General features: G+C 38.3%; 18 protein-coding genes. 1 reads left to right on the top strand and 17 read right to left on the bottom strand.

Annotated features, from left to right (window positions below; genetic code table 11):
- Positions 1–583: 583 nt before the first annotated feature.
- Both OEA66_RS00005 and OEA66_RS20465 read right to left on the bottom strand, forming a co-directional pair.
- Positions 584–1,201, bottom strand: a complete 618-nt coding sequence (locus tag OEA66_RS00005) for a tyrosine-type recombinase/integrase (protein ID WP_267280059.1) — start codon at positions 1,199–1,201, stop codon at positions 584–586.
- Complete coding sequence (locus tag OEA66_RS20465) at positions 1,201–1,560, bottom strand: hypothetical protein (RefSeq protein WP_375379280.1); 360 nt, start codon at positions 1,558–1,560, stop codon at positions 1,201–1,203. The genes OEA66_RS00005 and OEA66_RS20465 overlap by 1 nt, the downstream gene beginning before the upstream one ends.
- 683 nt (positions 1,561–2,243) lie before the next feature.
- Between OEA66_RS20465 and OEA66_RS00015 the strand changes: the two genes are divergently transcribed.
- Positions 2,244–3,380 carry a cysteine desulfurase family protein gene (locus OEA66_RS00015; RefSeq protein WP_267279418.1) on the top strand — a complete coding sequence of 379 codons (1,137 nt, stop codon included), beginning with the start codon at positions 2,244–2,246 and terminating at the stop codon, positions 3,378–3,380.
- A 49-nt stretch (positions 3,381–3,429) separates the two neighbouring features.
- Here the strand turns inward: OEA66_RS00015 and OEA66_RS00020 are convergent, their stop codons facing one another.
- From OEA66_RS00020 to OEA66_RS00090, 15 genes are all read right to left on the bottom strand, one after another.
- On the bottom strand, positions 3,430–5,667 hold the full coding sequence (locus tag OEA66_RS00020) for a xanthine dehydrogenase family protein molybdopterin-binding subunit (protein ID WP_267279419.1): 2,238 nt from the start codon (positions 5,665–5,667) through the stop codon (positions 3,430–3,432).
- Positions 5,668–5,692: 25 nt separating this feature from the next.
- Positions 5,693–6,712, bottom strand: coding sequence for an FAD binding domain-containing protein (locus OEA66_RS00025; protein ID WP_267279420.1), 1,020 nt, complete (start codon positions 6,710–6,712; stop codon positions 5,693–5,695).
- Entirely contained in the window at positions 6,705–7,190 is a 486-nt protein-coding gene (locus tag OEA66_RS00030) for a (2Fe-2S)-binding protein (RefSeq protein ID WP_267279421.1), read from the bottom strand. Before OEA66_RS00030 ends, OEA66_RS00025 begins: the two co-directional genes overlap by 8 nt.
- 136 nt (positions 7,191–7,326) lie before the next feature.
- On the bottom strand, positions 7,327–8,235 hold the full coding sequence (gene moaCB / locus OEA66_RS00035; protein WP_267279422.1) for a bifunctional molybdenum cofactor biosynthesis protein MoaC/MoaB: 909 nt from the start codon (positions 8,233–8,235) through the stop codon (positions 7,327–7,329).
- A gap of 1 nt (position 8,236) precedes the next feature.
- Positions 8,237–8,677 carry a molybdenum cofactor biosynthesis protein MoaE gene (locus OEA66_RS00040; protein ID WP_267279423.1) on the bottom strand — a complete coding sequence of 147 codons (441 nt, stop codon included), beginning with the start codon at positions 8,675–8,677 and terminating at the stop codon, positions 8,237–8,239.
- Positions 8,661–9,782, bottom strand: coding sequence for a HesA/MoeB/ThiF family protein (locus OEA66_RS00045; protein WP_267279424.1), 1,122 nt, complete (start codon positions 9,780–9,782; stop codon positions 8,661–8,663). Before OEA66_RS00045 ends, OEA66_RS00040 begins: the two co-directional genes overlap by 17 nt.
- A 1-nt stretch (position 9,783) precedes the next feature.
- On the bottom strand, positions 9,784–10,011 hold the full coding sequence (locus tag OEA66_RS00050) for a MoaD/ThiS family protein (RefSeq protein WP_267279425.1): 228 nt from the start codon (positions 10,009–10,011) through the stop codon (positions 9,784–9,786).
- A 2-nt stretch (positions 10,012–10,013) separates the two neighbouring features.
- Positions 10,014–10,511: a molybdopterin-dependent oxidoreductase gene (locus OEA66_RS00055; RefSeq protein ID WP_267279426.1), complete on the bottom strand. Its 498-nt coding sequence runs from the start codon at positions 10,509–10,511 to the stop codon at positions 10,014–10,016.
- A gap of 1 nt (position 10,512) precedes the next feature.
- Positions 10,513–11,247 carry a sulfite exporter TauE/SafE family protein gene (locus OEA66_RS00060; RefSeq protein WP_191734896.1) on the bottom strand — a complete coding sequence of 245 codons (735 nt, stop codon included), beginning with the start codon at positions 11,245–11,247 and terminating at the stop codon, positions 10,513–10,515.
- Between the two features lie 38 nt (positions 11,248–11,285).
- The gene (locus tag OEA66_RS00065; RefSeq protein ID WP_267279427.1) at positions 11,286–12,470 is read right to left on the bottom strand and encodes a molybdopterin molybdotransferase MoeA; all 1,185 of its coding nucleotides are present in this window, start codon (positions 12,468–12,470) and stop codon (positions 11,286–11,288) included.
- The gene (locus tag OEA66_RS00070) at positions 12,467–13,048 is read right to left on the bottom strand and encodes a nucleotidyltransferase family protein (RefSeq protein ID WP_267279428.1); all 582 of its coding nucleotides are present in this window, start codon (positions 13,046–13,048) and stop codon (positions 12,467–12,469) included. Before OEA66_RS00070 ends, OEA66_RS00065 begins: the two co-directional genes overlap by 4 nt.
- Positions 13,048–14,028, bottom strand: coding sequence for a GTP 3',8-cyclase MoaA (gene moaA, locus OEA66_RS00075; protein WP_267279429.1), 981 nt, complete (start codon positions 14,026–14,028; stop codon positions 13,048–13,050). The genes OEA66_RS00070 and moaA overlap by 1 nt, the downstream gene beginning before the upstream one ends.
- 3 nt (positions 14,029–14,031) lie before the next feature.
- Complete coding sequence (locus OEA66_RS00080; RefSeq protein ID WP_267279430.1) at positions 14,032–15,153, bottom strand: XdhC family protein; 1,122 nt, start codon at positions 15,151–15,153, stop codon at positions 14,032–14,034.
- A gap of 48 nt (positions 15,154–15,201) precedes the next feature.
- Positions 15,202–17,358 carry a xanthine dehydrogenase family protein molybdopterin-binding subunit gene (locus OEA66_RS00085; protein ID WP_267279431.1) on the bottom strand — a complete coding sequence of 719 codons (2,157 nt, stop codon included), beginning with the start codon at positions 17,356–17,358 and terminating at the stop codon, positions 15,202–15,204.
- A gap of 11 nt (positions 17,359–17,369) precedes the next feature.
- The gene (locus OEA66_RS00090) at positions 17,370–17,813 is read right to left on the bottom strand and encodes a c-type cytochrome (protein WP_267279432.1); all 444 of its coding nucleotides are present in this window, start codon (positions 17,811–17,813) and stop codon (positions 17,370–17,372) included.
- Positions 17,814–18,056 lie beyond the last annotated feature (243 nt).

Genomic DNA, 18,056 nt, shown 5'->3' on the forward strand with positions numbered 1-18,056 from the left:
CAATCATGTGGAAATATTTATAAATCAAATGTAGAAATATTTTTTATCCTGCAAATACTTTAAAATTCATTTCCCTTAAACAACAAATAGATAATCAAATTGTTACATAAATTTAATCGCAAAAGATCAATCGGAATTTACATTCAAATTTTCACATAAAGGAAAAACATAATATTTATTTTCATTAATAAAATACTACAGCTAAATTATTCGCAAAATGAAAATTCCGTAATTTTTCACCTTTGTAGATAAATATCTACAAAAATTCTCTGATATGAACCAATAAGAATTAATGAAGTTTAGAATTTGGGGATTAAAAAGTTTTCTGAAATTAATAATATTTTTAAAATTTAAACTATTAAAAATAAAACCGCAATCTCATTTCAAAATATTCCAAAAGCCAAAGTCTGAAAATATTTTCAATGTGGTTGCACCAATACTCTTGCAAAAATGCGTTTCCAACCAACGGAAGGAATTGCATTTTTGAATCTGATTTTCATCAGTTGATTTTTATGGTTTTATCTGTTAAGATTTAAAAAAATAATTTAAAGGGAAAGAAAAACCTCTATTTTTGTCTACTACGTTAGTAAGAATTAAAGTAGTTAAACACAGGTGAAACTTTTTCGTCATTGATGCATCTAGGATGTTTTTTATAGTTATCTAAAATTTCTTTAGCAATAGGAAGAATAGGAATATTAGCCTCAACTTCTGTTTTTGTCCTTTTGATATTAATCCATTTCTCGCCATTGCTACCCAGCACGATATTTTCATTTGCTAACTTCTTTACATCTGAATATGACAATCCTGTAAAGCAGCAAAAAAGAAATATATCCCGAACTATTCTCAATCTTTCAGTTTCAAATAATTTATTCTTAATTCTATCTAATTCGGTTTCTGTTAGGAAACATACATCAGTAACTACAATTTTAGATTTATAATTCGAGAAGGGATTTTTAATCATCCATTCATTATCTAAACAAATATTAATTATTTTTTGAAAATTCTTGATATACTTTACCGCAGAATTATTTGCACAGTTAAGAACTGTTTTTAGAAAGAATTCATAATCTGCAATAAATGCAGGATTAATCTCTGTTAAGTCAATATCTGAGACATTATATTTCCACTTCATAAACTGCTGAGTATGTTTAAGAGAAGTCTCATATCGTTCCCAAGTTCCATGAGTAAATCCTTTTCCGATTAATTCTTTTGATTATTGTGATCTTTAAAGACCTCTATTAACGTAACTTTTCTAACATCAATACCTAAAAACCTGTTTTTCAAACTTTCACATGTAACTGTTTTTTTGCTATTTAAAAGATAGGTGTAAGATTCGAACATTTTTGTTCGTAAACCCTCAAGAAATGAATTTAAAGATTTTGATTGAGATGAGCTACCTGAAATTTTTCCTGATTTGGAATTCCATTCGAAAGTTTTGATTGTTTTTCCTGTGGAAATTTCATTTCGTTTTCCATCAACGGTAATCCGCATATAAATGGCTGATACATCAGAGTTGCCTTTCGTTTTTTTTGCATAGAATAGTAAACTGTAGGTTTGCATAAGTAATGATTTTAAAGGTTGGTAAATGTATTTCTGAACCTTTAAACCTACAAGATGTTCACTAGTTTGAATAATTGATGAATAGGCTGTTATAATAAAAATTTGGTGAGTACTTATTTTTCATTTTTTACTACTCACCGAATGACTCTCTTTTTATTTGTAGTACTATGATATTTTTTGATATATCATAAATACAAAAAAGCCTTTAAATAATACGATTTCAAGGCTTTTGATGTTTTTTAGTTTCTCAACCAGCGGAGAGTTTCATCACTCGTCAGTTTTATCACAAAACTTTCAATAATGTAGTAAGTAATTCAATTGAAAGAAAGAGTCTTTTTTCTACTTCCTCAAACACAAATACACTATTAATCAATACATTACATTGTTTCGGTACAAGTATGGTATTTTAACAACTATTTAATAATCAAATTTTGATTTATTGATTTATTAATTTCTTATTCAGCAAATATCATAATGATTTGATGAATTATATCTTTTTTGAAATTAAAAATTTAATTTCAGTCAAAATTTCAAAGCTACTTCCATATTTTGCTTAATAAACATTAAATAAATTTACTATCTATCGACTTAAAATAAAGCAAAGGAATAGTTCACAGCTAATTAATTTTTATATTTATAGTTATTTTGTAAAGTAGTATACAACATTTAATTTATCACAAAGCATGCTGAATGATCAAAACGTTTACCTCGACAACAACGCCACCACAAAAACCGACCCAAGAGTTCTTGAGGCGATGTTGCCCTACTTTACAGAAGCTTACGCCAATGCCAACAGTTCGCATATTGAAGGACTTTCTGTAAAAGATGCAGTGGAAAATGCAGCATGGCAAATTGCAGATTTGATCGGTGCACAGGAGAATGAGATTGTTTTCACATCAGGCGCAACAGAAGCTTTAAATTTAGCAATTAAAGGACAAGATTGTTCATCCAGGAAGAAAATTATCACTTTTAAAACAGAGCATAAGGCTGTTCTGGATACCTGTGAATATATGGAAAATCAGGGATTTCATGTGGATTATTTTGATGTTGAGTCTGATGGAAGTATCAACATTGAGAATCTCAAAAAATCCCTTACCGAAGAAACACTTCTTGTGATTGTGATGATGTCTAATAATGAAACAGGAACGGTTCACGATATTAAAACAATTTCAGAAATAGCGCACGCAAATGGTGCATTTTTACTGTGCGATACAACTCAAGCCATTGGAAAAATAGACATTAATGCTGAAGACTTAGAAATAGACATGCTGACCATTTCTGCACATAAATTTTATGGTCCGAAAGGAATTGGTGCGCTATACGTTTCAAACAAATCAAAAATTAAACTTTCCGGACAGATTCACGGTGGTGGCCAGCAGAGAAATCTGAGAAGCGGAACTTTAAATGTGCCTGGGATTATCGGTTTTGGAAAAGCCTGCGAAATTGCAAAATCTGAAATGCAAAATAATGAAAACAGAATTGCCCAACTTCGTGATTACCTTGAAACAGAATTATTAAAAATTAAGGGAACATTTGTGAATGGTTCGGTAAAGAATCGAATCTACAATACGACAAACATTTGTTTTCCTGGAGTTTGGTCTGAGCAGTTGATTATCGCACTGGGAAATATTTCAGTTTCCAGCGGATCTGCCTGTTCATCGGTTACTTCAAAGCCATCTCATGTTTTGAAAGCACTTGGATTATCGGACGAAGATGCTTTAAGCTCAATCCGTTTCAGTCTTGGAAGATTTACAACTTCGGAGGAAATCGATTTTGCAATTAAAAAAGTAACCGAATTGGTTCATCAGCTAAGAGCATAAAAAAATCCCACCGGTTGCAGTGGGATTGAATTTTTTATATAAAGTTGATTTACAGAAGTCTGTCAAAATGAATCGGTAAATCGTAGATTCTTTTTCCTGTTGCGTGAAAAATAGCATTGGTAATCGCAGGTGGCATTCCTACTCCACCAATTTCTCCTACTCCTTTTACACCGAGGTCATTCACAAACTGATCATTTTCTTCCACAAACAAAACTTCAAGATCATGAATATCTGCATGCACCGGAATGTGGTATTCGCCTAAGTTTGCATTCATATATTTTCCAAACTGATGGTCGAGAATTGTTTCTTCGTGCAAAGCCTTGCTGATTCCCCAGATCATTCCGCCCAAAACCTGACTTTCCGCTGTTTTGGGATTGATAATTTTTCCGGCTGCGACTGCTGTCACGGCTCTTTTAACTTCAATTATTCCAAGTTCTTCATCCACTTCCACCTCCACAAAAACAGCACTGTGCACCGCTCTTGCTTTTTTGCCGTACGTCAGTGGGTTAGGCATCGCAGAATTGGTTGTCTTGATTGACTTTCCTTCATTTGAAGCCAAAACATCCTTGATACTGATTTTAATTTCAGCATTATTCTTTAAACTGATCCAGCCATCTATGAACTGAACCTCTTTAAATTTAGCATCACTTAAAACTGAATCTTTTAATTTTTTGGCAAGCCTAAATAGTTTTTCATTCAGAGCCTGACAGGCATTCTGTACTGCAGAACCCACTGTTGCCGTTGTAAAAGATCCACCCTGAATCGGTGCGAAAGGCATTTTACTGTCAGCATATGAGAAAGTTATATCTTCAATTGCAAGTCCAAGTTCATCTGCTGCTATTTGGGTCATAATGGTTAAAGTTCCCGTCCCGATATCGGTAACCGCACTTTTAATTTCAACCTTTCCGTCAGGTGTCATAATGGCTTCTGCGCGGCCCAAAAGTCTGTTGGCATCCCACATTCCTGTGGCCATTCCATATCCCACCAGTTTGTTGCCACGCTTCATGCTTCTCGGTTCAGGATTTCTCTGGTTCCAGCCAAATTTTTCGGCTCCCTGAAGATAGCAGTTTCTCAATTCTTTGCTCGAAAATTCCTTATCGCTGCTCTTGTCGGTTTCTGAGTAATTGATCAGTCTCAGTTCCACAGGATCAATATTTAACTGATAAGCAATTTCATCCATGGTCACCTCGATAGCGTGCATTCCGGTACTTCCGCCCGGCGCTCTCATATCCAAAGGACTGTAAACATCCAACGGAACAATTTCGTGTTCCAGTAAAGTATTTTCAGCAGGATAAAGCATGTTTGCCCAGTTGACAACAATTTCGACATAATCTTCAAATCTTGAAGTTTCGCCGGTGGCTTTGTGGTAAATAGCATTGACTTTTCCATCTTTATCTGCTCCGAATTTTGTCTGTTGCAAGGTCGGTGGTCTGTGCCCGATCATGTACATCTGTGCCCGATCCAAAGTGACGCGGACGTTTCTTTTTAAAGCTAAAGATGCCATCACAGCCATAAAAAGCTGATGCTGTGGACGGAGACCCGAACCGAAACCTCCACCTACAAAAGGAGCAATTACCTGAACATTTTTCATTTTCAGTCCGAAAACATTTGCCACGTACATCTGGGAATTGATCGTTCCCTGTGTCTTATCGTAAATCTTCAGTTTATCTTTTCCTTCATAAATAACAGTAGATGCATACATTTCCATCGGATTGTGATGCTCCGTTCCATGACTGAAATAACTGTCTGTTTTAATAAAAGAACTTTCATATTCCTTATCAAAGTCACCGGTCGGTTTTGGAGGTGGTGGTTTGAGCATAGAAGCCAGTCCTTTTTTAGGATCACGGGATTTTTCGAGATTGGTTTTTAAATCGGTTTCAAAATCTTCCTGTTCGTAGACAATGTCGAGTTTTGTGGCGGCATATCTGGCCAGTTCAAAAGTATCTGCAACCACCAGCGCAATCGGCTGACCGTTGTATTTGATATCGCTATCTTTAAGTGGCTTAAAAACAGTTCCGGGAGGCGCATCCATATCGGCATACTGAAAATCGAACCAGGCCGTTGAAGGTTTGTTTTCATGGGTAAACACTTCTATCACGCCGGCTATTTTTTTCACTTCCGAAGTATCGATTGACTTGATTTTACCTTTTGTGACAGTACTGTTGACTACATAACCGTACAGTAAATCGTCAGCCTGATATTCTCCGGCGTATTTTGCACTTCCGGTTACTTTTAAATGACCTTCGAGACGGCTGATTGGTTTTCCGACAGATGGTGTATTTTCCATAAATAATTGTATTTGAAAGTGATTTTTATAAAGATGGTTTTGCGCCGGGACGCTGTGATTTCGGGTCTAAAGCCATTATGCAGTTTCTTACAATTGCTTTTTTAGCCAGATCAATTTTAAAACTGTTATGTTCAAAACCAACTGCACCATTTAAAATCATATCCGCTGCGGCCGAAAAATTTTCTCTTATCGCTTCTCTGTCAACCAAAAAATCTTCTGCTTCTTTTACACACCAAGGCTTATGAGCAACACCGCCTAAAGCAATTCTGGCTTCTTTAATTTTCCCGTTTTCCAAGGTTAAACCTGTCGCAACGGAAACCAAAGCAAAAGAATAGGAAGCTCTGTCTCTTAATTTTAAATAAGAATAATTTTTGGCAAAGCCTTTTTCGGGAAGCTCAATTCCTATAATGAGTTCGCCATTTTTAAGATTGTTATCAAGCTCTGGCGTATCGCCAGGAAGTCTGTGGAAATCTGCAAATTCCAATGTACGTTCTCCGTCAGGTCCTGAAATGTGAACAACCGCATCCAAAGCAGCAAGCGCTACACACATATCTGAAGGAAAAACAGCAATGCAGTTTTCGCTTTGTCCCAAAATTGCATGAATTCTGTTGTAACCGGTAATCGCAGAACATCCGGAGCCCGGTTCACGCTTATTGCACGGAGTACTGATATCATAAAAATAATAGCATCTTGTTCTTTGCAGTAAATTACCACCGTTGGTCGCCATATTTCTGATCTGCGCCGACGCTCCTGCTAAAATTGCTTTTGACAACAGTGGATATTGCTGTTCGATAATCGGATGATATGCAGTTTCCGCATTGGTAAGCAACGCACCGATCCTAATTCCTCCTTCCGGAGTTTCGGTAATATCACTCAGCCCAGAAATTTGGTTGATGTCAACTAAAGTATCTGCCTGAGTGACGAAATATTTCATCAGATCTACAATATTGGTACCGCCGGCAATGATTTTATTGCCATCATGACCGTTGATGAAAGAAACTGCATCTTCAATGTCAACGGCTTTTGTATAAGAAAAATTATTCATAAGACATCGCTTGTTTTACTGACATGACAGCATCAATAATTCCTCTGTTGGCACCACAGCGGCAGAGATTTCCGCTCATCAGGTCCTGAACTTCTTCACGTGTTTCGGCCTTATTTTCGTTGAGCAATCCAACCGCACTGCAGATTTGTCCCGGTGTACAGTACCCGCACTGAAAGGCATCGTGATCAATAAAAGCCTGTTGGATTGGATGTAATTTCCCGTTTTCTGCAATTCCTTCGATAGTTTTTATTTCTGTGCCTTCCTTCATTACAGCGAGACTGAGACAGCTTAAAACACGTTTCCCGTCTACTAAAACGGTACAAGCACCACACTGTCCGTGGTCACAGCCTTTTTTTGTTCCGGTAAGATGAATTCTTTCCCGGAGAGCATCGAGAAGGGAAACCCAGGGCAGAATTTCCAGATCATGATTTTCACCATTCACATTAAGCGTAATGGATTTTTTTTCACTATTTGACATAAATTTGAGCTTTGGTATAGTGAACATATTACAAAAAAAGAACCGTTATGTCTGCATAACGGCTCATGTGGTAGTATTAAAGCTAATTTATAATCGATGTACTTAAGACCGAATTTTAATTAAAATTAAATGAGATTTAATGAATCTGATTATCATTCAACTGGAAAACGTGCAGAACCTGTGGGAAAAGTGCTTCCATGGATTCTTCAACCGCTTTTTTGGAACCTGGCAACGTTAGCACCAGCGTCTTACCTGAAAATCCTGCTACTCCTCTCGAAAGCATTGCTGTTTTAATTCTCTGCTGACCATAATTTCTTGCAGTCTCCATAATTCCGGGAATTTCTCTGTCGATCAGTGGAGCAACTGCCTCGGGAGTGACATCTCTGGCTGAAAGTCCGGTTCCGCCAGTGAAAATGACCAAATCAAAATTATCTTCTTTACAATTGATCAAAGTGGATTGGATGGTATTAAAATCATCTTCAATGATCTGATAGTTGACATCAGTGATCTGATATTTTTCTAAGCCTGCACAAATTGCTTTTCCTGAAGTATCTTCTTTATGGCCACGGAATGCTGAGTCTGAGCAAACGATCACCGCAGCTTTTACATCTGAATTTATAAATTTATTGCTCTCAGATTTACCGCCTTGTTTTTCCAACAGACGGATGTTCTGAATTTCTACGTGTTTGTCAATCGGTTTCAGCATATCGTACATCACCAGTGCGGCCACTGATGCGCCGTGCATCGCCTCCACTTCCACTCCGGTTTTATAAATGGTATGTACTTCCACGGAAATAATCACCGACAAATCTTCTATTTTAAAAGTAACCGATGTAAATTCAACGGGTAGCGGATGACAATCGGGAATGACGTCACTTGTTTTTTTAACCGCAAACAATGCTGACGCACGCGAAAACTCAAAAATATCTCCTTTCGGAACGGTGCGGTTTTCGATTGCTGAAATGGTTTCTGCCGAAGAAGTTTTGACTGTCGCCGTCGCAATGGCCTTACGCAGCGTGAATGATTTATGTGTAATGTCAACCATATTATTTATTTACTTTCCACTGGTGGGATTCGTCGTTAAAAATTTCTCTGCCCCAAATCTGAAGCTCCGATTTGATGCGTTCAACCAATTCATTACAGGCTTCCATTGCTGCAATTCTGTGCTTTGAAGAAGTAAAAACAAAAAGACAGATTTCTCCTGCACTCACGGTTCCCAAACTGTGATGAACATGCATGCAGGTCAGATCATATTTCAAAAAAATATCTTCTCTGATTTCGTGCATTTTCTCCAGGACCATTTCCTCGTAGGCTGTGTATTCAATTGCTGCTACAGTTTTGCCATCAACCACATCTTCTCTGATCTGACCCAGAAAAATACTGTGCGCCCCAATGTCTTTTTTCGTCGCATGTTTTGCAATGCTTTCAGAAATAAAAAGCGGACTGATTGCTCCTTCTGTAAATATATTTTTAATTGCTCTGCTCATTTTTTCTTTCCTGTAATGATGTAATTCCACCTTTAAGATGGCTTATTTTTTTCTGATTTCCGAAATGTTCCAGTAAAATCCCGGCTGCTTTCAGACTTCTTTTTCCGCTTTGACAAAATAACAGAACGTTGTCTTTCTCGATTTCCGATACTCTGCTTTTTAATTCAGAAAGAGGAATCTGAATATGTTTAAAATCTGCTTTCGGCAGTTCATCAATTTCCCTTACATCGATAGTTAGCGTGTTTTCATTGAAGGTTTGTAGAATAAAATCATCAGAACTTAAATCTTCAATATTCACTTCAAAAACGCCGCAAAGAAAATTATAATTGGTTTCTTCAAAAGCTTTTCTATTCTCAGGAATCAAATTTACGGCTGAATTTTCATTTGAAATATCCATTATAAAATTTTCATAACTGAGCATATTAAAAGTCAATAATCTTCCATCCAACACTTCACCAACACCTGTAATTAATTTGATCACTTCGTTCGCCTGCATCATTCCTATGATTCCTGGAAGCACACCCAAAACACCAACTTCATTGCAGTTCTGCACTTCATCTGATTTAGGAGGATTTGGAAAAAGATGTCTGTAGTTGACCGCTTTGTTATTTTTTAAATTTAAATTAAAAACAGCCATCTGACCTTCATATCTATAAATTGCCCCGAATATCAAAGGCTTATCTAAAAGTACACAGGCATCATTGATCAGATACCGTGTGGCAAAATTATCGGTACAGTCGACGATAATTTCATACTCTGAAAGAATATCCCAGGCATTTTCTGAAGTCAGCTCAAGCTGATAAGATTTAATGTTTACTTCGGGATTTAGAAGTTTTAATTTTAAAGATGCGACATCAGTTTTCAATTTACCAACGTCGTCTGTCGAGTAAAGCGTCTGTCGCTGAAGATTGCTCAGTGAGATGCGGTCATGATCGACAATTCCTAAGGTTCTAACGCCCGCACCAGCGAGATATTGGAGAACCGGACAGCCTAAACCACCTGCCCCGATCACAAGAACTTTTGCACGTAGAAGTTTTTGCTGACCTTCAAAACCGAAGTCAGACAAAGCATAATGCCGGGCGTATCTTTCATTGTAATTTTCCATATTAACCTCCGGAATAAGGCGGCATTAAAGCCACTACATCATTTTGATTTAAGATGATATTTTCCTGCACTAATTTTTTATTGACCGCAAAAGCAAATTTCCTGTCTGAAAGTTCGGGAAATTTTTGAATTAAATACAACTTCAACGATTCTAAATCTACTGCTTCCACCATGAATTCTTTTCCCGTAATTTCTGCGATCTGTCCAAATGAAATGACTTTTATTTCCATAATTATTTCACCTGTTGAATTATAATTTTAGACAGATTCTTTACATATCTTCTTCCTGTTGCTTTATCTGTAGGAGTTACCAGCATGATGTTTTCTTTTAATTTAGAAGCATCAGATCCATTTAGCTCTGTAACGATGAGCGCCAGATCTCCATTTCCGCTGTTGAAAATTTCATTCCAAGAAAAGACTGCTTTATAACCGTCATCGGCGATGCAGACTAAATAAAATTCACTTAAAAGCTTTGGAGAATCGGTTTTGAACTCCACTTTCGACAAAACATCTTTAAGCAGAACACCGTTAAATTTTTTCAGAGTGCTTTTGTAATCCATTTTGTGATTATAAATAGCCAGACTGTCGACCGAGTGTTTATGATAATTTTTCAAATCATTAAAACTGATCGTTATCGGTTTGGCAATATCTCCGGTTACAGAAATCGATTTGGCAGCCTGAGCATTGAGTGTCAAACTGAAAAATAAAATAAGAATTGAAAGAATTTTCATATTAAGCTTTTGTGAGTAATAATTTATACGATGCCATCAGCAAAACGGTCGCCAAGACATACTTTAAAACATTTTGATTGAATTTTTTTGAACCTAAATAAGCACCTAGTAAACCTCCTGTGAAAGCAACAATAATGTACATCATCATGTCACCAGTGAAAGAAATTCCCTGCGTAACCATTCCGCCAAGCCCTGCCACTGAATTGACGAAGATAAACGCCGCGCTGATTGCTGCGGTCTGTTTCTGATTGGTCCAGTGCAACAAAAGTAAAATCGGAGAAAGAATAATACCGCCACCGATGCCGATCATTCCTGAAAGTAAACCTACCACTCCACCTGTTACGACTGCAATTGTCGTGTTGTGAGGTTTCAGTTCGCTATCGTCTACATTTTTAAAAAAGAAAAAGCGAATCACCGGAAATAAAAGTAAAATTCCCAAGATCCTTTTGTAAATATTTTCTTCCACAGTAATCATTCCGCCGATAAATGCCAAGGGAATTGAGGCTGCAGCAATGGGAATAAAAAGTTTTTTGGAAAAATATCCGCCACGGTAATACTGAATGAATGAGGTTAAAGAGACAAAGAGATTGAGCACCAAAGCGGTCGGTTTCATCTCTTCCGGAGCCACGCCGTACAGAGCCATAAGTGCCAGATATCCGCTCGCACCACCGTGACCAACTGCGGCATACAAAAAGGCAACGAAAAAAAGAATAACATAAAATATTTCTACAGACATAGGCGTGATGCGTTAGGATTTCTATTTTTTTATTTAAATTATTTTGGTAAAAGATGCACCGTAACTTCTTCATTTTCTTCGCATCCCAATGACTCTTCAGGCAACACAATAAAACAGTTGGCCTGTGCAAAAGAATGCAGGCGGAAAGATTCCTGAGCGTGAAGCGGCGTTACTTTTCCATTACTGTAAAATGCTTTTAGGAAATGCGTTAATCCTGCAGGTTTAGGATAATGATGAGTTACGTTTGCTTTAATCTCGGTAACACCAGACGGCAGTCCCATCACTTGTTCGAGTGCCGGTAAAACATATTCGTAAAAGCAGGTTAACGATGAAGATGGATTTCCGGGTAGCCCGAAAATCAATTTCTTTTCCTTTGTTCCGAAGAAAAGCGGTTTTCCCGGTTTCTGTCTGATTTTATGAAATTTTTCTTCAACACCACAGGTATTGGCAACCTCAGTGACAAAATCATAATCTCCCACACTTACTCCGCCGTTCAGCAAAACGACATCATTGTTTTCGATTGCTTTTTCCAGGACTTTGTGCAGTTCCTTAGGATTGTCTTCGGCTCTGAAGACTTCAATATTTTTAATTCCAGTTTGATTTAAAACTGCTTTCAATTGAAAAGAATTGGCTTCGTAAACCTGACCAAATTCCAATGGATTTCCAGGATCCTGAAGTTCGTTTCCGGTAAGAATAATGGCAACTTTTGGAGGCGTATAAACCGAAATCTGTGCACAACCAATTCCGGCAAGAAATCCGACGGCCGCCGCCGAGAGATAAGTTTCTTCTTTCATGGCGATCTCTCCTTTTTTTACTTCGGCACCTTTCGGACGGACGTTGAGTCCTTTAGAAAGATTTGCGTCATCGATAATCAGCCTTTCATTTTCCAAACGGATTTTTTCCTGCATTACCACAGTATCTGCATTTTCAGGCAGCGGCGCTCCGGTAAAAATTCTGGTAGCTTCGTTCTCACCGATTGCCAATTGTTTCGATGCACCTGCAGCCATTTCACCAATCACGGAAAGGGACTGATTTTTATCTGAAAATTTCAGGGCATAACCATCCATCGACGACTGTGCAAAATTGGGAATGTCGGTTGAAGCAATTATATCTTCTGAAGTGACCAGCCCAAAAGCTTCTGACAGCGGAACGACACTGCTTTTTTTCGTTATTGCAGATTGTAATATAATTTGCCTGGCTTCGTTGACGGAAATCATTTTCATTGAATCAGTTGTTGGTAATCGTTTTGGGTATCGATGTCGATAGCGCCTTTTTCAAAATTGATTTCAGCGATATCGTCTTTAAATTTCTGGAGAAGTTTTTTCGCACCTTCCTTTCCGGAAAGTTTTGAAAGATCTGTAAAGTATTTTTTAGTAAATAAAACCGGAGTTCCCAGAGTGTCAGCATATTTTGAGGCAACAATTCCTTTTTGAAAATCTTGTTGCATCTGAATTAAATCAGAAAAAAGCGATGCTTCGATAAAAGGCTGATCGCAAACTGAAACAATGCAGTTTTCAATGGCTGGAAATGAATTTAAAAGCTGATCAAATCCGATGTGGATTGAAGAGCCCATTCCTTCGTTCCATATTCTATTTTCTGTGATGATAAGTTTAAGATCATTGATTTCTTTTGAAATTTCAATTGAATTTGCTCCCGTAACAACCACAACAGATTTTGTTATTTTGAGTGATTCTTCAGCAACATTTCGCAGTAGACTTTTTCCTTTAAAATCCAATAACTGCTTTGGCTGTCCGAGCCTTGAGGAATTTCCTGCTGCTAAAATGAGTATTCCTGTTTCCATTAACCACCGATTGTAATCATACTTCTGTTTTCTAATTTTGATGCATCGATATTTTCAAATACACCGCTGAACTGTCCGCCCAAAGCTTTGGCCTTGGCTTTCATCGTTTGCTCAATTAACGGTAAAATATCCTGACCATTCCGCAACGCTCCCAGTAAATCGGTTTCATCTTTACTGAACAGACAGTTTTTTAATTTTCCATCAGCAGTCAACCTCATACGGTTGCAGGTATCACAAAAAGGCTGGCTCATCGTGCTGATCACGGCGAATGACCCAATGTGACCATCGATGATGTACCTGCTTGAGGTATCATTGGGTTCAGGTTCAACCGGAATAACATCATATTTCGAACTTACTTTCACTAAAATTTCATGCAGCGTAAACACCTGATTGCTCGTCCACTGATTTCCGCTGAAAGGCATAAACTCAATAAACCGAACTTCGATATTATTGTGTTTCGTCAAAGCAATGAAATCGAGAATTTCATCATCATTTAAACCTTTCATGATGACAACATTGATTTTTACCCGAATTTTGTGCTTCAGGAGTAGATTGATGTTGTTTCTGACGCGGTGAAACAGATCGCGTCTTGTAATTTTTAAAAATTTTTCAGGCTGTAGAGTATCGAGGCTGATGTTGATGGCTTTGATATTGGCTTCCAGCAATTCGTTTAACATCTCGTCGACACGAATCCCATTAGTCGTAATTGCAAGTTCAATATCTAATTTGCCTAATGATTTTAATATTTTCGGAGCGTCTTTTCTGACCAAAGGCTCGCCACCTGTCAGTCTGATTTTCTTCACTCCATGATCTACGAAAAGCTTAGCGATGGTTTCAATTTCATCCACCTGCATCAGTTTTGCGGCGGGAGCAAAGGCGTATTTTTCTTCCGGCATGCAGTAAAAACAACGCAGGTTGCAATTATCCGTAAGGGAAATCCTCAGATAATCATGCACTCTTCCGAAAGTATCTGTAATCATGTTTTATGTATGTTTTGCCGCTGGCTGGCCGTGAATTTTATCAATTTTATAGCGAAGAGAAGTCCCTTTCCTGTCCTCAATCACTGCTTTAATTTCTGAAATAACAGACAAAGCAATTTCTTCCGACGTTTCTGCACCAATATCCAGACCAATCGGGCCGTAGATGCGCTGATAATCTTCGTCCGTCAGAATATTTCCATCAGCATGAAGGTCATCAAACATTCTCTGCAGTTTCGTTTTTGGCCCCAATATTCCGATGTACGGACAGTTTGTTTTTAAAACCAACTTTAAAACTTCAAGGTCATATTTATAATTGTGAGTCATCAGAACAAAATAAGTTCTTTCGTCGATCACTATATTCTGTATCAATTCTTCAGGTTTTACAACCAAAACATTTTTCGCTTCTGGAAAACGTTTTTGAGTAGCGTGAGTCACTCTTCCCTCACCCACAGTCACCTCCCAGCCCAAAATATCCGCCATCTTGACCACGGGCTGAACGTCATTTCCGGCGCCGGCAATCACCAGCGAAACCGGTGGAGCAATATATTGAAACAGTGCGCTCTGTTCTTCGTTTTCGACCTGAATATTTTTGATCTGCGAATATTTATTTTTTAAGATATTCAAACTTTCATCTTCCAAAGAATATTGATCATCAAAAAAACTTTCGCTTTCCTGAAACACATGGACCGTTCCGATTTGTCTTGCGTTTCTTTCCAAAGAAAACAACATTGTAATGACTGATTCGGTGCGGTTTTCTTCAACTTTCTTCAGTAAGTCCAATGGATTGTGAGGATTATCAGAATCAATATATTCAAATAAAATATGCACAATTCCATTGCAGCCGAGCTGTACGCTGAACTCCAGAATACTTTCATCACTCGTATCGTAAGTGATCAGTTTATTCTGTTTCTGATTGATGGCAAGCAAAGCCTTTCTCAATGCATCACCTTCCAGACATCCACCGCTGATGGCACCGGTCAGGATTCCATCTTCAGTCACCAACATTCTTGCGCCCGGCTGTCTGTAAGAGGATCCCTCCACTTTTACAACCGTTGCCAGCGCTGTTTTTTTTCCTGCAGCGTGTGCCCTGTTGTAGGATGCTATAATATTTCCGATTTCTGTCATTGGAATTAAATCAAACAGTTGTTATATCAAGTTTAAATAATAATCAGTTTAAACTTTATTCAAATCAAATGGCAATTTACGAATTCTTTTTCCGGTAAGATCAAATATTGCATTGGTTAATGCAGGAGCCAACGGTGGTAATCCCGGTTCACCAACTCCGCCGGCATCCTCGTCATTATCAATCACGAAAACTTCAATAGGCGGAATATCATTAATTCTCGGCATCGGATAAGCATAGAAATTTTTCTGCTCGGTTTTTCCCTCTTTAAAAGTAATTTCATGAAAAGCTGCCGCACCGAGTCCCATTACGATAGAACCTTCCACCTGAGCTTTGATAATATCCGGATTGACGTACCAGCCGCAATCTATTACTGCCCAAACTTTATCTATTTTTACGCCGCCGTCAGGATTTTTGGAAACTTTGACCACATGTCCCACTGTTGATGCGAAACATTCTGTAATGGCAACACCAAAGCCTTCATTCTTTTTACGTTTCTTCCAGCCGGAAACTTCTTCCAGTTTATCGATAAGTTTATGTGTTCGTTCGTCTAAATATTCTCTTCTGAAAGCCAACGGATCTTTTCCTGCTTCATGCGATAATTCATCCAAAAAGCTTTCATAAGCAAAACCATTGGTCGAAGCATAAACAGACCGCCACCACATGCTTGGAATTGGAATTTCAAAAGGCACTTCTGCAAAACTTACATTTTTAATATTGTCAAAATACGGCTGTAGAAAACCTTCGCTGGTACTTCGGTTTGCCTTTGTTTTTGCCGATTCTTCCCGCCAGTGATCATTGTTCTGTCCTGACATTCTGAACTTTAACGCTTCAATTTTTCCTTCTTTTATTACTCCTTCACATCTGTAGGTAATACCGGGACGGTAAGGTCCTTGTGTAGAATCATCTTCTCTGGTCCAAACGACCTGCACCGGTGCGTTGATCTCCTTCGAAATTACGGCTGCTTCGTGAGGATAATCCATGAAAGCTTTTCTGCCAAAACCACCTCCCAAAAAGGTCATGTTTACAATTACATTTTCCCGTTTCAGTCCAAGTTCTTCACTCAATGCATCCTGCACCCAATCGGGTGCCTGAATCGGTCCCCAGATTTCTACCTTATCTCCCTGATGATGTGCGATACAGTTGAGCGGCTCCATTGCATAATGTGACTGATAAGGAGTTTGGTACATCACGTCAATTTTTTTCCCGGCAGTTGCCAAAATTTTGTCCGGATCACCCTGTTTTTTAAAAGACAAACCTTCTTTGGTCCGTACATTTTCTTCCTGTCTTTTATAAATATCAGCAGTATTGATGTGCTCAAATCCAGTGTCATCCCAAACTACCTTTAATGCTTTTTTGCCCTGTAATGCAGCATACGTATTGTCAGCAACAACTGCTACCCCTTCACGATATGTTTTAAAAACAAGCATTTTAATCTTGAAAACTTTTTTAACACCGGGAACTTTCAGCGCTTCTGTAGCATCAAAGCTTTTAACTTTACCTCTGAGTCTTGGGTTTCTTTCCACCGCTGCATAAAGCATTCCCAGAATTTTTTTATCCAGACCGAAAGTTACGCTTCCATTGGTTTTAGATTTCGTATCGATACGTCTCGAAGGCTTACCAATTACTTTGTAATCTGAGCGTTTTTTAAGTTTCACATCTTTAGGAATGGGCATTTTAGATGCTGCCAAAACAAGTTCGCCGTAATGTGCTTTTTTTCCTGACGGACGGTGAATCACTTGCCCGTTTTCTGCATAGCAATCACTGTGATCTGCAGACCATTTTACGGCTGCCGCTGCGATCAGCATCTCGCGGGCTGTTGCGGTTATTTTTAGGAAATTTTTATAATTGGAGCGAATGGTAGAACTACCTCCCGTAACCTGATTGCCATATTTTTTATCACCTTTTCCGAAGATGACATGGATGTCATTTAAATTGACCTCCAGTTCTTCTGCAAGAATCTGCGGAACACTGTGAAAAGAACCCTGTCCCATCTCAGCACGGTGATCAACAAAAGTGATTTTACCGTTGGTATCGATGATGACCCACGCATTGAGCTCAACAGATTGAATTGCAGCTTCAATCTCTTCATCAGTCAAAATATGTGTTTTTGAATCAGCCGCAAAAAGACCGAGGCACAAACCTATGCCACCCAGACTGGCAATTTTCAGAAAACTTTTTCTTGATATTTCTTTATCTAATGACATATCGATTTAATTTAATTAGGTTGAGGTGCGTAAGCTCCGGTTTCAAGCCATGTAATCCAGGCTTTTTTAAATTCTGCATGACTCATTGGCGGCAGTTTCAAACCTTCTGCTGGTTTCCATCCTGCGAGTACAAGACCATCATCCGCATGCTCGATGAGTTTTTTTATATCCTTATTGCCATTCTGTTTAGGATCAATGAGTTGTTTTGCAAGCTGATGGGCGGTTCTGCCCTGAAACACCATCTTCATATTGGCAGGTGGCAGATGCCAATTAGGATTTCCTGGTGGCGTATGAGGTCCTGGAGTATTTTCCGGCTGATGACAGTTGGTACACTTCATCGCATAAAGTCCTTTTCCGTCAACGCCACGTTTGGGCTGCATGGTATGGATATGGCTGTCGTCTCCCTGCAGTGGAATATCGCCACTTGGATGACAGTTCATGCAGCGCGGACTCATCAATACAGCATACACTTTCTCAAACGCTTTTACAGATGCTACGCTGTCTTTTTTTGCAGAAAATACCTTCTTTTCTACTGGCGATGTTGCAATCGGCTTATGCACTCTCTGCGAGGTGTATGCATAAATCCCAACAGAACAAAGGAAGACCACTAAGATTACTGCCGGTATTTTATTTTTTAACATATTCATCTTTCTATATATTTTTCTTCGGTGCGAAATTTAGTTAATTACAAAAGGTCT

It is taken from the genome of Chryseobacterium luquanense (assembly GCF_026460945.1).
Taxonomy (GTDB): Bacteria; Bacteroidota; Bacteroidia; order Flavobacteriales; family Weeksellaceae; genus Chryseobacterium; species Chryseobacterium luquanense.

Excerpts from the sequence above, each read along its gene's own strand:
- OEA66_RS20465 (WP_375379280.1), bottom strand. The coding sequence starts at position 1,560 with ATGCAAACCTACAGTTTACTATTCTATGCAAAAAAAACGAAAGGCAAC.
- OEA66_RS00015 (WP_267279418.1), top strand. The coding sequence starts at position 2,244 with ATGCTGAATGATCAAAACGTTTACCTCGACAACAACGCCACCACAAAA.
- OEA66_RS00020 (WP_267279419.1), bottom strand. The coding sequence starts at position 5,667 with ATGGAAAATACACCATCTGTCGGAAAACCAATCAGCCGTCTCGAAGGT.
- OEA66_RS00025 (WP_267279420.1), bottom strand. The coding sequence starts at position 6,712 with ATGAATAATTTTTCTTATACAAAAGCCGTTGACATTGAAGATGCAGTT.
- OEA66_RS00030 (WP_267279421.1), bottom strand. The coding sequence starts at position 7,190 with ATGTCAAATAGTGAAAAAAAATCCATTACGCTTAATGTGAATGGTGAA.
- moaCB (WP_267279422.1), bottom strand. The coding sequence starts at position 8,235 with ATGGTTGACATTACACATAAATCATTCACGCTGCGTAAGGCCATTGCG.
- OEA66_RS00040 (WP_267279423.1), bottom strand. The coding sequence starts at position 8,677 with ATGAGCAGAGCAATTAAAAATATATTTACAGAAGGAGCAATCAGTCCG.
- OEA66_RS00045 (WP_267279424.1), bottom strand. The coding sequence starts at position 9,782 with ATGGAAAATTACAATGAAAGATACGCCCGGCATTATGCTTTGTCTGAC.
- OEA66_RS00050 (WP_267279425.1), bottom strand. The coding sequence starts at position 10,011 with ATGGAAATAAAAGTCATTTCATTTGGACAGATCGCAGAAATTACGGGA.
- OEA66_RS00055 (WP_267279426.1), bottom strand. The coding sequence starts at position 10,511 with ATGAAAATTCTTTCAATTCTTATTTTATTTTTCAGTTTGACACTCAAT.
- OEA66_RS00060 (WP_191734896.1), bottom strand. The coding sequence starts at position 11,247 with ATGTCTGTAGAAATATTTTATGTTATTCTTTTTTTCGTTGCCTTTTTG.
- OEA66_RS00065 (WP_267279427.1), bottom strand. The coding sequence starts at position 12,470 with ATGAAAATGATTTCCGTCAACGAAGCCAGGCAAATTATATTACAATCT.
- OEA66_RS00070 (WP_267279428.1), bottom strand. The coding sequence starts at position 13,048 with ATGGAAACAGGAATACTCATTTTAGCAGCAGGAAATTCCTCAAGGCTC.
- moaA (WP_267279429.1), bottom strand. The coding sequence starts at position 14,028 with ATGATTACAGATACTTTCGGAAGAGTGCATGATTATCTGAGGATTTCC.
- OEA66_RS00080 (WP_267279430.1), bottom strand. The coding sequence starts at position 15,153 with ATGACAGAAATCGGAAATATTATAGCATCCTACAACAGGGCACACGCT.
- OEA66_RS00085 (WP_267279431.1), bottom strand. The coding sequence starts at position 17,358 with ATGTCATTAGATAAAGAAATATCAAGAAAAAGTTTTCTGAAAATTGCC.
- OEA66_RS00090 (WP_267279432.1), bottom strand. The coding sequence starts at position 17,813 with ATGAGTCCGCGCTGCATGAACTGTCATCCAAGTGGCGATATTCCACTG.